Origin of the sequence: Roseovarius sp. MMSF_3281, from assembly GCF_030733685.1 — a bacterium.
Classification (GTDB): Bacteria; Pseudomonadota; Alphaproteobacteria; order Rhodobacterales; family Rhodobacteraceae; genus Roseovarius.
This window is the reverse complement of sequence record NZ_JASHIM010000002.1, coordinates 78,782-93,539: the sequence shown is the minus strand read 5'-3', so window position 1 is coordinate 93,539 and position 14,758 is coordinate 78,782. Positions and strand designations below refer to the sequence as shown.

Here is a 14,758-nt window from a genome sequence, read left to right as displayed (position 1 = left end):
AGAGGTCGCCAGATGGGTCGAAGCACAGTTGAAACCCGCGCGCTTTCGCGGCATGGAGGGGTATCCCTTTAATCGCGCAAGGTTTCACTGACGCATGGCCAAGCTCTATCACGTCCCGTTGTCTCCGTTCTGTCGCAAGGTGCGGTTGAGCCTTGCCGAGAAGAAGATCGAATGCGAGTTGGTGGAAGAGCGGTATTGGGAGGCACACCCCGATTTCCTGCGTCGTAACCCGGCGGGCAAGGTGCCGGTCCTGAAGATCGACGGCAAGACCATGGCCGAGAGTGCCGCGATTTGCGAATACCTTGAAGAGAAATACCCCGAGCCGAGCCTGATGCCCAAAAGCGCCGATTCGCGCTACGAGGTGCGGCGGCTGGTATCGTGGTTCGACGACAAGTTTCATCACGAGGTCACCTCGAAACTGCTGTACGAGCGGGTGAACAAGAAGGTGATGAAACAGGGGTTCCCGGACAGCACCAACGTCAAGGCCGGGGCCAAGGCGATCAAGTACCACCTGGATTACATGGCGTGGCTGCTGGACCATCGCCGGTGGCTGGCCGGGGACGTGATGACGCTGGCCGATTTTGCCGCCGCGGCGCATCTGAGTTCGCTGGATTATATCCGGGACGTGGATTGGAACCGCAGTGATACGGTCAAAGACTGGTACGCCAAGATCAAATCGCGCCCGGCGTTCCGGGGGATTTTGGCCGACCAGGTGCCCGGGTTCCCGCAACCGCCGCATTATGCCGATCTGGATTTCTGAGTTAGGGGGCGTTGCCCCCCGGCCTGCGGCCTCCCCCCAGAGTATTTCGGGAAAGATGAAATGGACGGGTTGAAGGACAGATTGGTGGCGCGCGCCCTTGAGGAAGGGTTCGATGCCTGCCGCATCTGTCGTCCCTGGGACGTGGGGCATGTGCCGCCGCGGTTGGCGGATTTTCTGGACAAGGGGTATCACGGGCAGATGGGATGGCTGGCCGAGCGGAGCCATTGGCGCGGCGATCCCAGTGTTCTGTGGCCCGAGGCGCGATCGGTCATCGTGTTGGGTGAAAGCTATACCCCCGAGGATGACCCGATGGCGACGCTGGATCGCGGGGATCTGGCGACCATCTCGGTTTATGCGCGCAACAAGGATTATCACGACACGGTCAAGAAGCGGCTGAAGCGGCTGGCGCGGTGGTTGATTGCGGAAGCCGGCGGCGAGGTGAAGGTGTTCGTGGATACGGCACCTGTGCCGGAAAAGCCGCTGGGGCAGGCGGCGGGGTTGGGATGGCAGGGCAAGCATACCAACCTGGTGAGTCGTCAGCTGGGCAGTTGGTTTTTCATCGGATCGGTCTTTACGACGCTGGAAATAGACACTGATCCAGCGGAAATTGACCATTGCGGCTCGTGCCGGGCCTGTCTGGACATCTGCCCGACGGAGGCCTTTCCGGCGCCGTATCAGTTGGATGCAAGGCGCTGTATTTCCTATCTGACGATCGAGCATAAGGGGCCGGTGGACGAGGAATTGCGTTCCAAGATGGGCAACCGGATTTATGGCTGTGACGATTGTCTGGCGGTTTGCCCGTGGAACAAGTTTGCCCAAGAGGCCCGCGAGGTGAAGTACCATGCGCGCGAAGATCTCAAGGCGCCGAAGCTGGCGGAACTGGCCGCGCTGGACGATGCGGGGTTTCGGGCGCGGTTCTCCGGCAGCCCGATCAAGCGGATCGGGCGGGACAGGTTCGTGCGCAATGTGCTGTATGCGATTGGCAATTCTGGTGATCCCGCATTGATGCCTGTAGCGCAGGAATTGTGCGACGATCCCGACGCCACCGTCGCGGATGCGGCGCGTTGGGCGGCCCTGCGACTGCGCCATGCCGCAAACGGGATGGAATAGGCCCTGAAACACGCTAAACCCGTGCGGAACGCAATGAGGAGTGGCGCGCATGGCTTTGCTGTTGGGGGTGGATACCGGGGGCACCTATACCGACGCGGTGTTGATCCGTGACGAACGGGAGGTGGTGGCAAGCGCGAAATCCCTGACCACGCGGCACGATTTGGCCGAAGGCATCGGCAAGGCGGTGGAGGCCGTGTTGCAGACCAGCGGCGTGGACGTGGGCCAGATCGGCATGGCCTCGCTTTCCACCACTTTGGCCACCAATGCGCTTGTCGAAGGGCAAGGCGGGCGGGCCGGGTTGGTCTATATCGGGTTTCGTGAGGGCGATTTGGTCGCGCATGGCTTGCAGGAGGTTTTGGCGGGCGACCCGGCGCTGGTGATTGCGGGCGGGCATGGCCATGCCGGGGCAGAGGCAGCGCCTCTGGACGAAGAGGCACTTTTGGCATGGTTAGAGTCTAAACCGGAGGCATCAGCCTATGCCGTGGCGAGCCAGTTCGCGACCCGCAACCCGGCCCATGAACAACGCGTGGCCGAGGTGATCCGCGAGGTGACGGGGCGGCCGGTGTCGTGTTCTCATCACCTGTCGGCCAAGTTGAACGGGCCGAAACGGGCGCTGACGGCGCTTCTGAACGCACGGCTGATCGGGATGATCGCAAGACTGATCGAGAAAGCCGAGGGCAAGCTGAGGGAGTTGGGGATCGACGCGCCGCTGATGGTGGTGCGGGGCGATGGCGCGCTGATTTCGGCGGAACAGGCCCGCGAAAAGCCCATCGAAACCATCCTGAGCGGCCCGGCGGCCAGTATCGTTGGCGCACGCTGGATGACCGGGGCGGATCATGCATTGGTTTCGGACATTGGCGGGACGACGACGGATGTGGCCGTGCTGCGCGATGGGCGGCCAATGATCGACCCGGCAGGCGCGCAGGTGGGGCCGTGGCGCACCATGGTCGAGGCGGTGGCGATGCGCACCACGGGCCTTGGCGGCGACAGCGAGGTGCATGTGAACGACGAGGGGCTGCAAGGCGGGGTCACGCTTGGCCCGCGCCGGGTGGTTCCGGTGAGCCTGATGGCGCAGGAGGCACCGGGCGTGGTGCATGCCATGCTGGACGAACAGCTGCGCAACTCGGCGCCGGGCGAATATGACACGCGGTTCGTACGCGCCGTGCCGGGGATGGAGGCCGGGGGCCTGCAACCCCGTGATGCGGCGCTTTTGGAGCGGATTGGCGATGCGGTGCAGCCGCTTGGCAAGGTGCTCAAGACCCGGATGGAGGCGGCGGCGCTGAAACGCTTGGTGGCGCGGGGCTTGGTGCAGGTGTCGGGCGTCACGCCGTCGGACGCGGCGCATGTTCTGGGGCGGCTGGACGCCTGGGATGCCGAGGCCGCGCATAAGGCGCTGGAGTTGATCAGGCGCAAGCGGACGGGCGCGGGGACGCGGCTATGCCCCGAGCCGCGCGACATGGCGCAGATGATCGTGGATCAACTGACACAGCAGACGAGTTTGGCCTTGTTAGAGACTGCTTTTTCCGAGGAAGACAGCGATTTTGGCCTGCCGCCTGCCGATCTGGCGCGGCATGTTCTGATGCAACGCGGGCTGGAGGGGCATCGCGGTTTGGTGCGGCTTGAAACCGGGTTGAGTGTACCGGTGGTGGGGCTTGGCGCCTCGGCGCCCAGTTATTATCCGGCGGTGGGTAAGCGCCTTGGATGCAAGATGATCCTGCCGGAACATGCGGGCGTGGCCAATGCCATTGGTGCGGTTGTCGGGCGCGTTACGATCCGGCGGACCGGCACGGTGACCTGCCCCGCCGAAGGCACGTTCCGGGTGCATACCGATGGGGAACCCAGCGATTTCGCCGATGCAGAGATTGCCATGGGGTTCCTGCGCATGGTGCTGGAGGATGAAGCCCGCACCGGGGCCACGACAGCGGGGGCCGAGGACGTGCAAGTGAGCATCGCGGAAGACATCAAATCGGCGCAGACGGAGGCGCGCGAGGTGTTCCTTGAAGCGGTGATCACGGTTGAGGCCACGGGGCGGCCAAGGATCGCCGGATAGACACGAAAAAGGGGGCCGTATGGCCCCCTTTTTATTCCTGTGACGGTTACGCGATCAGTCGAGCTTGCGCTCGATCTCCTCGCGCTCGAAAATCTCGATGACATCGCCCGGGCGGATATCTTCGTAGTTCTCGAAGGCCATGCCGCATTCCTGACCGGACTGCACTTCGCTGACTTCGTCCTTGAAGCGCTTGAGGGTCTTCAGGGTGCCTTCGTGGATCACCACATCGTCACGCAGCAAGCGCACGCCAGCCGAACGGCGGGCGATACCTTCGGTGACCAGACAGCCGGCCACCTTGCCGACACCGGTAACCTTGAAGACTTCGCGGATTTCGGCGTAGCCGATGAATTTCTCGCGGATCTCGGCACCCAAAAGGCCGCTGGCCGCCGCTTTGACGTCATCCACGAGGTCGTAGATCACGCTATAATAGCGAATCTCGACACTCTTCTGGTTGGCGCTGTTGCGGGCGGGGGCGTTGGCCCGAACGTTGAAGCCCAGAACCGGCGCGCCGGAAGCTTCGGCAAGGCCCACGTCGGATTCGGTGATGGCACCGACGCCCGAGTGCAGCACGCGCACGCGCACCTCGTCGTTGCCGATCTTTTCCATCGCCTGAACGATGGCTTCGGCAGAGCCCTGAACGTCGGCCTTGACCAGAACCGGCAGTTCCTTGACGTTCTCGTCTTCCTTGGCCTTCGCCAGAAGCTGTTCCAGCGAGGTGCCGGCACCGGCAGCCGCGCGTTTTTCCTTGGCCGCTTTTTCGCGGTACTCGGCGATTTCGCGCGCCTGACCTTCGGATTTGACCACGTTCAAAACGTCGCCCGCTTCGGGTGTGCCGTTCAGGCCCAGAACCTCGACCGGGACCGAGGGGCCAGCCTCTTTCACGCGTTCGCCACGGTCGTTGATCAAAGCGCGGACCTTACCGTATTGTTCCCCCACGACGAAAATATCGCCTTGGTGAAGCGTGCCGCGTTGCACCAGAACGGTTGCAACCGGGCCACGGCCAACATCAAGCTGTGCCTCGATCACGGCGCCTTCGGCGGCGCGGTCGGGGTTGGCCTTGAGTTCGAGGATCTCGGCCTGAAGCGCGATGGCCTCAAGCAGTTCATCAAGGCCGTCGCCGGTGACGGCAGAGACTTCGACATCCTGCACATCGCCCGACATCGCCTCGACGATAACCTCGTGGCGCAGCAGATCGGCACGCACCTGATCGGGGTCGGCCGCGGGCAGATCGCACTTGTTGATGGCGACGATCATCGGCACTTCGGCGGCCTTGGCGTGGTTAATCGCCTCGATGGTCTGCGGCATCACCGCGTCATCGGCGGCGACCACAAGCACGACGATATCCGTGACATGGGCACCACGCGACCGCATCGAGGTAAAGGCGGCGTGGCCGGGTGTATCGAGGAACGACAGAACCGAGCCGCTATCGGTGGTCACCTGGTAGGCGCCGATATGCTGGGTAATTCCCCCGGCCTCACCGGAGACAACCTTGGCGTCGCGGATCGCATCCAGAAGCGAGGTTTTACCGTGGTCGACGTGGCCCATGATGGTGATCACCGGCGGACGCGGTTTCAGGTCTTCTTCCTTGTCCTCGACCTGATCGATCACATCCTCGACGTCCGAGTCGGAGACGCGCACAACCTTGTGGCCGAACTCTTCGATGATGAGTTCGGCGGTATCGGCGTCAATCGTCTGATTCTGGGTGACCATCATGCCGTTGTTCATCAGCGCCTTGACGACATCGCCCACGCGCTCGGCCATACGATTGGCCAGTTCGGAGACGACGATCGCCTCGGGCAGTTGCACGTCGCGCACGACCTTTTCGCGCTGTTCAGTGCCGCCCATGGCCTTTTGGCGGGCGCGCTCTTGCTTGCGCTTCATCGCGGCCATGGATTTCTGACGGCCGCCTTCGCCGCCCGAAAGCGCCTGATTGAGGGTCAGCTTGCCCGAACGGCGGCCATCGTCACCCCCACGGCCGCGGCCCTTGCCACCGCGCGGTTGCTGTTGCTCGCGCTCTTTTTCCTTGCGCGGCGCAGCTTTGGGGGCGGCGCGCTCGGGTTCGGGCGCGGGCGCTGCCGCCGCTTTTTGGGCGGCTTCCTCGGCCTCGCGGCGCTTGCGTTCTTCTTCTTCGGCCTTGGCCTTGGCGCGTTCCTCGGCCTCGCGTTGTTCGCGTTCCTTGGCCTCGGCCTCTTCGCGGCGGCGCTGGCGCTCTTCCTCGCGGGCCTTTTCCTCGGCGGCGCGCTTGGCGGCTTCTTCGGCCTCGCGTTCCTTGGCGGCCTGAAGTGCCTTCATCCGGCGCTCCATCTCGGAGTCGGAGATACCGGCGGGCCGCTTGGAGGGGTCGCCCACGGGGGTATTCGGCTTGTTGCCCGAAGCCCCAGCCGCACCATGTTTAGCGCCCGGTTTCACGATGCGCTTGCGTTTCGTCTCCACGACGACGTTCTTGGTCCGGCCATGGCTGAAGCTTTGCTTCACGTTCCCAGACCGGGGACCGCCACGCACACCCAATGTTTTCTTACCGTCGTTGTCGCTCATCAGCTTCTACTTCCTTTCCGGCGGGTCTTTTCGCCGTTCAAGACGCGCAGGCCCTTCAACCTTGCCGCCTCCTCTACAACACGTTGGGCCAAACCTCCAGCGTGCAGTGCCGCGTGCACTGCAGTTTGTCGCCCAAAAGCCCGCCCCAGTTCTTCTGCTGTCAGCCAGCCGATGAAAGAACCGCCATAAGGCGTGCTCAATTTCGATTTTCCACGCTCTGATCCATCACTTGCCTGGATCAGAATTTCGGCCTCGTCCTTGGCAAGCCAATCCTTGACCTTTTCATACCCCGACACCGCGTGCCCGCCTTTGCGGGCAAGGCTGATCAGGTTCACAACACGCGCGGCCAACTGCCGTTCGACAAATGCGGGCAGATCATCGGGCACCTTGACCGCCTGTTTCGCCGCGCGAGAGAACAGGCCCTTGCCCGCCGCCTTGGCCAGTGCCGCCGGATCCGCCGAGACCCAGATACCACGACCCGGCAGTTTGCCCGCGATGTCGGGGGCGATCTGCCCGTCGGGTCCGACCACGAAGCGGATCAGCCCCGACACAGGCCGTACGTCACCCGTGGCAATGCACTTGCGTTCGGGACCATCCGCGCGGTCCTTGGGTTGCCCAGCGCGACCCATCAGGTGCCTCTCGGGGCCTGACGGATCAGGCCCCGGCCTCCTCGGATGCGAAGACGGTTTCGGCCTCGTCGGCCTCGACCTCTTCTTCGGGTTCCAGCTCGGACGGATCGACCCAACCCAGCATGACACGTGCGGTCATGACCATGTTCTGGGCCTCGTCCAGCGAAACGTCGAAGGGTTCAAGCAGGCCTTCGTCCTTGACGCGTTCGCCATCGACAGTCGTCCAGCCGCCGGCAAGCTCCCAGTCGGCGCAGGTGGCGAAATCTTCCAGCGTTTTGACGCCATCTTCGGCCAGTGCCTGTACCATCTGGGGTGTCAGGCCCTCGAAATCAATAAGGCTGTCCTCGGCCCCCAGTTCACGGGCCTTTTCAAGCGCTGCGGTGGCCTGCGCTTCGATCACGTCACGGGCGCGGGCCTGCAATTCGTTGGCCGTGTCCTCATCCACACCGTCAATCACCAGCAGCTCGTCGATCTCGACGTAAGCCACCTCTTCGAGGTTGGTGAACCCTTCGGAGACCAGAAGCTGGGCAAAGAATTCATCAAGGTCCAGGGTATCCATGAACAGCTTGGTGCGGGTTTCGAACTCTTTCTGGCGGCGCTCGGAATCTTCGGCCTCGGTCATGATGTCGATGTCGAGATTGGTCAACTGGCTGGCCAGGCGCACGTTCTGGCCCCGGCGACCGATGGCCAGCGAAAGCTGTTCTTCGGGCACGACCACCTCGATACGCTCGGCTTCTTCGTCCAGAACCACCTTGGCGACCTCGGCAGGTTGCAGGGCGTTCACAAGGAAGGTCGGCTGATCTTCGTTCCAGGGGATGATGTCGATCTTTTCGCCCTGAAGCTCGTTCACCACGGCCTGCACGCGGCTGCCGCGCATACCCACGCAGGCGCCCACCGGGTCAATCGAGCCGTCGTGCGAAATGACGGCAATCTTGGCGCGGCTGCCCGGATCGCGGGCCACGGCCTTGATCTCGATGATGCCGTCATAGATTTCCGGCACTTCCATCTTGAACAGTTCGGCCATGAATTCCGGCGCGGTGCGGCTCAGGAAAATCTGCGGGCCGCGGGCCTCGCGGCGCACGTCCTTGATGTAGCAGCGGATACGATCGTTCGGGCGATAGCTTTCGCGGCCGATTTTCTCGTTCCGGCGCAGGATGGCTTCGCCACGGCCCACATCGACGATGACGTTGCCGTATTCCTCGCGCTTGACCACGCCGTTGATGATGGTGCCGACACGATCCTGGAATTCTTCGAACTGGCGGTCACGCTCGGCCTCGCGGACCTTTTGCAGGATCACCTGCTTGGCCGATTGCGCGGCGATCCGGCCCATATCGACGGGCGGCACTTCTTCGACGAACTGATCGCCGACCTTGGGATCGTCGAGGTATTGCTTGGCCTGTTCGACGGTCATCTCGGCCTGATAATTCTCAACCTCGTCATCCTCGACCACGGTGCGCACGCGGGTAAAGGTGGCGCGGCCTGTCTTGCGGTCGATGCTGACGTGAATATCCATCTCGGCGCCGTAGCGGGATTTCGCGGCGCGGGCGAGGCTTTCTTCCATCGCTTCGATGACGAGCGACGGATCGATCATCTTTTCGCGGGCCACGGCCTCGGCGGTTTGCAACAGCTCAAGCTGGTTTGCAGAGGTAATTGCCATTTTCAGTCCTCCTCAGACTCGGACCCTGCGGTCTCGATCTCGTCAAATTGGTCTTCGTTCAAAGTGCCGGCTTCCTTGCGGGCCTTCAGCATGTCCTTGATCAGTTCGTCGGTCAGCACCAGCTTGGCGTCGGCCAGCCAATCGAATTGCAGGCCGACGGTGCCTTCCTCGATGTTGATCAGCACGTCACTGTCTTCGACCCCGGCCAGAACGCCCTTGAAGCGCTTGCGCCCGTCGATCATCTCGGATGTTTCCAGCTTGGCCTCGTAGCCCTCGAACTCTTCGAAATCCTTGAGGCGGGTCAGGGGCCGGTCGATCCCGGGGCTGGAGACCTCCAGCGTATAGGCATCGGTCAGCGGGTCTTCGACATCCAGAACCGCGCTGACGGCGTTGGAGATATCGGCACAATCATCCACCTCGATACCGCCCTCGGGCTTCTCGGCCATGATCTGAAGCGTGTTGGTCTTGCCACCCATCAGGCGCACGCGCACCAGTTCATACCCCAAGTCCTCGATGACAGGGGTGATGATCTCGGCCATGCGGCGATCAATGGCTGTCTTGGCGATCAGGTCGTTGCTCATCAGTCTTTCAAACACAAAAAAACGGGCGCGCGGCCCGTCGATATTTCCCGGTGGAGCGCCGGGTTTGGACCCCAACGCGCCGCTGTTGAAAAGGGATATACGCCTTGCCGGGTGAGTCTGCAAGGGGCCTATTTTTTCCCACGCGTTTTCGGCAACGATTTTGCCTGTTTGGCCAGTTCCGAAATCTTCTGGTCTGCCTCTTGATGACGCTCCAGCTTTTTTACTTCCTTGAACTTCTCGTACTCCGTATGTGCCTTTGAATCCGCGATGGTCTTTTTGACGCGCCCACCATCGCGCAACACCACCCGCCCAAGATTGGATAGCTGCTGATCCAAGAGTTTTTCGGCATCTGACATAACGATCAGTCGACCTAGGTCCAGTTGGTCTTCGAAAATATCCAGCAAGATGGTTGTCAGACGGTTCAGCTCTTTCAGTTCAACCTTGGTCAGGTAGTTTTTCGAAACTGTGGTGTCGGCCTTGCGAATATTGTCGTTCGGCCATGTTTGCAGGCCCATGTTTGGCTCCGAGCTATCCGCCCGCGAGTGTACGACTTCGGCTGGTGTCATCGACACAACGGCATGGATCAGTTTGGCCTGCGTATGTTGATAGAATTGCTGGGCAACTGTCGATCCAGGCTCGTAATCCTGACACATTGCACAAATATTTTTCAGTTCTCTGAAAACATTGGCTTCGTCGGACCGGATGTCGCGAATGATCTCGCGCAGTTCACGAACCCGGTCGGCGTTTTCAGGGTCTTTCAGCCGGACCTTGTCTACGACAAAGCCGCTTTTTGCATATTGGACCAAAACACTTGTTGCCCAGCGCCTGAACGTGGTGGCTTGAACAGAGGACACCCGATAGCCCACCGAAATTATCAGGTCCAAACTGAAGATCGAAACAGGCTTGGCCGATTGAGCAATGTGCATTTTTTGCACATTGCTATTTTCGTCCAGCTCCCCCTCGGCAAAGACATTGCCAATATGTTTGGAAACCACGCTGCGATCGCGGCCAAAAAGCTCTGCAATTTGTGCCTGGGTCATCCAAAGCGTGTCGCCTGCAAATTTGATATCGAGGCGCATCCCGTCTTGTGAGCCATAGACCAAAAACCGGTCACCGGTTTCGCCATCTTCAACCAATTGAATTGGTTGTACATCCGTTTCTTTCATATGAAAGCACCTCAAGAACCCCGGAACATTCTAGCAACATTTAGATTGATGAAAAGATCGAAAGGTTGAAACTGCATCGACGTTGTGCAGGCGAGGTTTCCGGCGGCCTAACCGCCACGCCCCAAACGGTTCATGACCTTGACAAGTTCCGAGCTGATTCCCGGTTCGGACAGGGCATGGCCGGCCACGGGGATCATGCGCAGGCTGGCTTTGGGCCAATGCTGTGCCAGGCGCCACGCCGAGGCGGGCGGGCAGATCATATCGTAGCGGCCTTGCACGATCGTGCCCGGGATATGGGCGATCTTGTGCATATCCTCGTGGATTTGCCCATCGCGTTCGAGGAACCCGCCATTGAGGAAATAGTGGTTCTCCAGCCGCGCGAAAGCATGGGCATATTCGGCGGGGCTGTCGATTGTGGCGCCGTTGGAATGCACCGTGGCCAGCGCGTTTTCCCAGGCCGACCACGCCTTGGCATGGCGGATTTCCTCGAGGCGGTTGCCGGAAAAGAGGCGTCGGTGATAGGCGGCGATCATATCGTCGCGCTCGTCTTCCGGGATCAACTCGCAAAACCGCGCCCATGTTTCGGGCCAGAATCGCCCGGCCCCGCCGCCATAGAACCAGTCCAGCTCGGCCTGCGTCATGGTAAAGACCCCGCGCAGCACCAGATGCCGCACCGGGCCGGGATGCGCCTGCGCATAGACCAGGGCAAGCGTTGCCCCCCAACTGCCGCCGAAAACGATCCAGTCATCTATTTTCAGGGTTTTGCGGATGCGTTCGATATCCGCGACCAGATCCCAGGTGGTATTCGCCTCGACGCTGGCATGCGGTTTGGAGCGGCCACAGCCGCGTTGATCGAACAGGATGATTCGATAGACGTTGGGATCAAAATAGCGCCGCATCGCCGGGCTGCATCCGCCGCCCGGACCGCCATGCAGCACGACCACGGGCACGCCATCGGTGCGACCCGATTGTTCAACATACACTTCGTGACCATCGCCCACATCCAACATACACCGATCAAAAGGCTCGATCGGGGGGTAAAGATACTGGACTGCGCTCTTTTGGCCTGAGAATTTATCCATGACCGTCCTATATAAAGGGGCCGGACCACATGAGCATATGGAGAGCAGAATGCAAGCCGCTCAAACCACGATCGACCCAACCGAGGTTGCCAAATTCGAGGCCATGGCCGCCGAATGGTGGGACCCCAACGGCAAATTCAAGCCGCTGCACATGCTCAACCCCTGTCGTCTGGACTATATCACATCACAGATCGCTGCCGAGTTCGAGCGTGACTTGACCGGCGAAAAACCGTTCACCGGCCTGCGCATTCTCGATATCGGCTGTGGCGGTGGGTTGCTGTCAGAGCCGATGGCGCGGCTTGGGGCCGAGGTGGTGGGCGCCGATGCCGCCGAACGCAATATCCCGGTGGCGCAAGTTCATGCCGAACAATCCGGCCTGACCATTGATTACCGTCACACCACGGCCGAAGCCATGGCCGAGGCCGGTGAACGATTTGACGTGGTGTTGAACATGGAGGTGGTGGAACATGTGGCCGACCCGCTGGCCTACCTGACCGCCTGTCAGACGCTTTTGAAGCCCGGTGGGCTGCATATCTGTTCCACGATCAACCGCAACGCCAAGAGTTTTGCCATGGCCATCGTGGGCGCGGAATATGTTATGCGGTGGCTTCCCAAGGGCACCCATGAATGGAACAAGTTCATCACGCCGGATGAGCTTTATTCACTGATCGAGAACGCGGGCCTGACACCGGTGGATCGCAAGGGGTTCGTCTTTAACCCTGTGACATGGCAATGGTCTTTGTCGTCCAAGGATCTTAGCGTCAACTACGTCACCGCCAGTGTGAAACCAGCCTAAAGCGTTCCGCCTTTAACCTGATGCATCAGCGAAAGGCGGAACGCGTGCAACGATTGAGCGGAGCACTGCGTTTCGCGAAACGCTTTAGTCGGTTTCCAGCTTCGCGCGCAACTCTCGCAACACGGGCAGCGTGGTGCGCACCTTGTCTTCGCCCACTTCGCGGACAAGTTCGGTAATCATCGGGGTAATTGCCGCAATGGCCGCTTCGCGGGCCTGCCGTCCTGCGGGGCTGATCGCCACCATCTTGCGGCGGGCATCGTCCCAATCGGGGCGGATATGCACGTAGCCCGCCCATTCCAGTTTATTCAGGGTGTTGGTCATTGCGCCGCGGGTGACGTGAAAACTTTTGGCCAATTGTGCCGGGCTGCGTTCGCCGCCCGCGCGGGCCAGTTGGTTGAGCACCGAAAAATGCGAAATTTCCATGCCTTTGGGCAACACACGGCTAAGCCGGTTCCTGATCAATTGCTCATCTGCCAGAATCTCGCTGAACAAGGCGACGGCAAGGGAATTGATCGAAGAGTCATTCATTCACGGACCATGGAATTGCGGGGCTTGTTGCAACGACGGGATGCGTTGACGAGCTTGTGCCACTTTACCTAGGTCAAGATCAACGTAAATGACACCCGGATCGGTGCCGCCCTCGGCAATCACCTCGCCCCACGGGGCCACGGCCATGGAATAACCATAGGTTTCGCGAGACTTGCCCCGACTGGCCTTATGCGTCCCGGTTTGCGCCGGGGCCAAGACGTAAGCGCCGGTTTCAATCGCCCGGGCGCGCAGCAATACCTCCCAATGCGCCGCCCCCGTCACCGGGGAAAAGGCCGATGGTACAGTAAGTATGTCAGCCCCGGCTTGGGCAAGGGCGCGGTAGAGGTAGGGAAAGCGGATGTCGTAACAGACGGTCATGCCGATGGGCGCGAAATCCGTTTGCGCCAATATCGCCGCCTGCCCCGGCCTGTATCCTGCGGATTCGCGGTAGGTTTCAGCCTCGGACACCTGCACGTCGAACATATGGATCTTGTCATACCGCGCGGCGATCTGACCCTTGGGATCAATCAGGAAAGACCGGTTGGCAAAGCGCCCGTCGGCATCGTCGGTCTTGAGTGCAAGCGAGCCGATGAGAAGCCAAACCCTGTGCTGTCTGGCCCGGTCGCGCAGACCCGCAAGGGTTGGATCATCGGCCTCGTGATGCAGCACGTCCTTTTGACGTGTGCGACTGGCCGAGACACAATTTGTCACCTCGGGCGTCAGGATGAACCCCGCGCCGCCCTTGGCGGCCTGATCCACGTAATCGCAGGTGGCCGGCAGGTTTTCTGCCGGATCATCGGTGCTGTTCAATTGTATCAGGGCCGCTTTCATCGCTTCTATCCTTGCAAGAGCGGGTCCAGCTTTCCGGCCCGTTCAAGCGCGTGAAGCTCATCACAGCCGCCGACATGGGTGTCGCCGATGAAGATTTGCGGCACGGTGCGCCCGCCGTTGGCCCTTTGGATCATCTCGGGCTTGCGGTTTGGATCGGTCAGCACGTCGATTTCCGAAAAGTTCACGCCCTTTTGCTTCAACAGGCGCTTGGCCGCGTGGCAAAAGCCGCAAAGCGGCGAGGTATAGATTTCAACAGGTTGCATTCGTTCGTTCCCCTTACTCTTTGCAGGGAACTTAGGCGTCCTTGGCGACGCGTGCCAGTGTCAGAACGTTCACAGTGGCGGCACCGCCGGAAAGACAGGCCTGCGCCGCCGCCGAAAGGGTGGCCCCGGATGTCATGACATCGTCCACGATCAGCACCTTGCGCGCCGCCATCCGGTGGCGGCGCCGGGGATGCGGCGCGATGGCCTGACCGACCGTGGCATGGCGTGCGTCAAAGCCCAGCCCCTCGAGGCTTTGGGTTCGGCGGCGACGGATCAAGAGATCGGGGCAATACTCAAGGCCCAACTCGCGCGACAAAGCCTCGGCCAGCAGGGCGGCCTGGTTGAACCGGCGTTTTAGCATGCGGGTCCAGTGCAGGGGGACCGGGGCGACCACCATGCGCCTGTCGAACAACGGTGCAGCCGCCCGCGCCATCCAAAGCGCCGCAGGCCGCACGATATCGTGGCGATCCCCGTGTTTGAGCGAGAGAACGAGTTTGCGCCCGTGGTCCTTGTAAAGAAGCGCGGCACGGCCCCTTTCCCAGGGCCGGGCAAACCGCAGGCAATCGTCGCAATATTCGGCCTCTCCTTGATCGTCGCCGGGCAAGGGCACGCCGCAGGCATCGCAACACAGGCCCGAGATAAAGGGCGTTTCGCGCCAACAGGGGCCGCAAAGGCCGAAATCGCTGTCCACATGATCGCCGCAGAGGGTACAGCGTGGCGGATAAACCAAGCGCAAGGCGGTTTGAAAAGCCCGCGCGCTCATCCTATTG

The 14,758-nt window shown here is 61.2% G+C and carries 14 protein-coding genes; 4 read left to right on the top strand and 10 right to left on the bottom strand.

Features of this window, described 5'->3' with window-relative positions; all coding sequences use genetic code 11:
* Positions 1–94 precede the first annotated feature (94 nt).
* Genes RBB32_RS03245 through RBB32_RS03235 form a run of 3 tightly spaced genes read left to right on the top strand, consistent with a single transcriptional unit; the run spans position 95 to position 3,920 of the window.
* Positions 95–760, top strand: a complete 666-nt coding sequence (locus RBB32_RS03245) for a glutathione S-transferase family protein (RefSeq protein WP_306151247.1) — start codon at positions 95–97, stop codon at positions 758–760.
* 60 nt (positions 761–820) lie between these two features.
* On the top strand, positions 821–1,870 hold the full coding sequence (gene queG / locus RBB32_RS03240) for a tRNA epoxyqueuosine(34) reductase QueG (RefSeq protein ID WP_306151246.1): 1,050 nt from the start codon (positions 821–823) through the stop codon (positions 1,868–1,870).
* A 49-nt stretch (positions 1,871–1,919) separates the two neighbouring features.
* On the top strand, positions 1,920–3,920 hold the full coding sequence (locus RBB32_RS03235) for a hydantoinase/oxoprolinase family protein (RefSeq protein WP_306151245.1): 2,001 nt from the start codon (positions 1,920–1,922) through the stop codon (positions 3,918–3,920).
* A 54-nt stretch (positions 3,921–3,974) separates the two neighbouring features.
* Here RBB32_RS03235 and infB read toward each other — a convergent pair whose 3' ends face one another.
* The 6 genes from infB to pip form a co-directional block, all read right to left on the bottom strand.
* Positions 3,975–6,455 (bottom strand): translation initiation factor IF-2, encoded by a 2,481-nt coding sequence (gene infB / locus RBB32_RS03230; RefSeq protein ID WP_306151244.1) that lies wholly within the window; start codon positions 6,453–6,455, stop codon positions 3,975–3,977.
* Complete coding sequence (locus RBB32_RS03225; RefSeq protein ID WP_306151243.1) at positions 6,455–7,084, bottom strand: RNA-binding protein; 630 nt, start codon at positions 7,082–7,084, stop codon at positions 6,455–6,457. The genes infB and RBB32_RS03225 overlap by 1 nt, the downstream gene beginning before the upstream one ends.
* 25 nt (positions 7,085–7,109) lie before the next feature.
* Complete coding sequence (gene nusA / locus RBB32_RS03220; RefSeq protein WP_306151242.1) at positions 7,110–8,741, bottom strand: transcription termination factor NusA; 1,632 nt, start codon at positions 8,739–8,741, stop codon at positions 7,110–7,112.
* Between the two features lie 2 nt (positions 8,742–8,743).
* Entirely contained in the window at positions 8,744–9,322 is a 579-nt protein-coding gene (gene rimP, locus RBB32_RS03215; RefSeq protein ID WP_306151241.1) for a ribosome maturation factor RimP, read from the bottom strand.
* A 128-nt stretch (positions 9,323–9,450) separates the two neighbouring features.
* The gene (gene rhuM, locus RBB32_RS03210) at positions 9,451–10,488 is read right to left on the bottom strand and encodes a RhuM family protein (protein ID WP_306151240.1); all 1,038 of its coding nucleotides are present in this window, start codon (positions 10,486–10,488) and stop codon (positions 9,451–9,453) included.
* A gap of 107 nt (positions 10,489–10,595) precedes the next feature.
* Entirely contained in the window at positions 10,596–11,570 is a 975-nt protein-coding gene (pip, locus tag RBB32_RS03205; protein ID WP_306151239.1) for a prolyl aminopeptidase, read from the bottom strand.
* 49 nt (positions 11,571–11,619) lie between these two features.
* Here pip and ubiG point away from each other — a divergent pair, with 49 nt between their 5' ends.
* The gene (gene ubiG / locus RBB32_RS03200) at positions 11,620–12,366 is read left to right on the top strand and encodes a bifunctional 2-polyprenyl-6-hydroxyphenol methylase/3-demethylubiquinol 3-O-methyltransferase UbiG (RefSeq protein WP_306151238.1); all 747 of its coding nucleotides are present in this window, start codon (positions 11,620–11,622) and stop codon (positions 12,364–12,366) included.
* A gap of 84 nt (positions 12,367–12,450) precedes the next feature.
* On the opposite strand, the gene RBB32_RS03195 is transcribed toward ubiG, so the two are convergent.
* From RBB32_RS03195 to RBB32_RS03180, 4 genes are read right to left on the bottom strand one after another with little or no spacing between them, the layout of a single operon-like run.
* A complete protein-coding gene (locus tag RBB32_RS03195; protein WP_306151237.1) occupies positions 12,451–12,894 on the bottom strand; it encodes a MarR family winged helix-turn-helix transcriptional regulator in 444 nt (147 codons plus the stop codon).
* Positions 12,895–13,725, bottom strand: a complete 831-nt coding sequence (locus RBB32_RS03190) for a carbon-nitrogen hydrolase family protein (RefSeq protein ID WP_306151236.1) — start codon at positions 13,723–13,725, stop codon at positions 12,895–12,897.
* Positions 13,726–13,730: 5 nt separating this feature from the next.
* On the bottom strand, positions 13,731–13,988 hold the full coding sequence (gene grxC / locus RBB32_RS03185) for a glutaredoxin 3 (protein WP_306151235.1): 258 nt from the start codon (positions 13,986–13,988) through the stop codon (positions 13,731–13,733).
* Positions 13,989–14,019: 31 nt separating this feature from the next.
* Entirely contained in the window at positions 14,020–14,751 is a 732-nt protein-coding gene (locus RBB32_RS03180) for a ComF family protein (protein WP_306151234.1), read from the bottom strand.
* Positions 14,752–14,758: the final 7 nt, after the last annotated feature.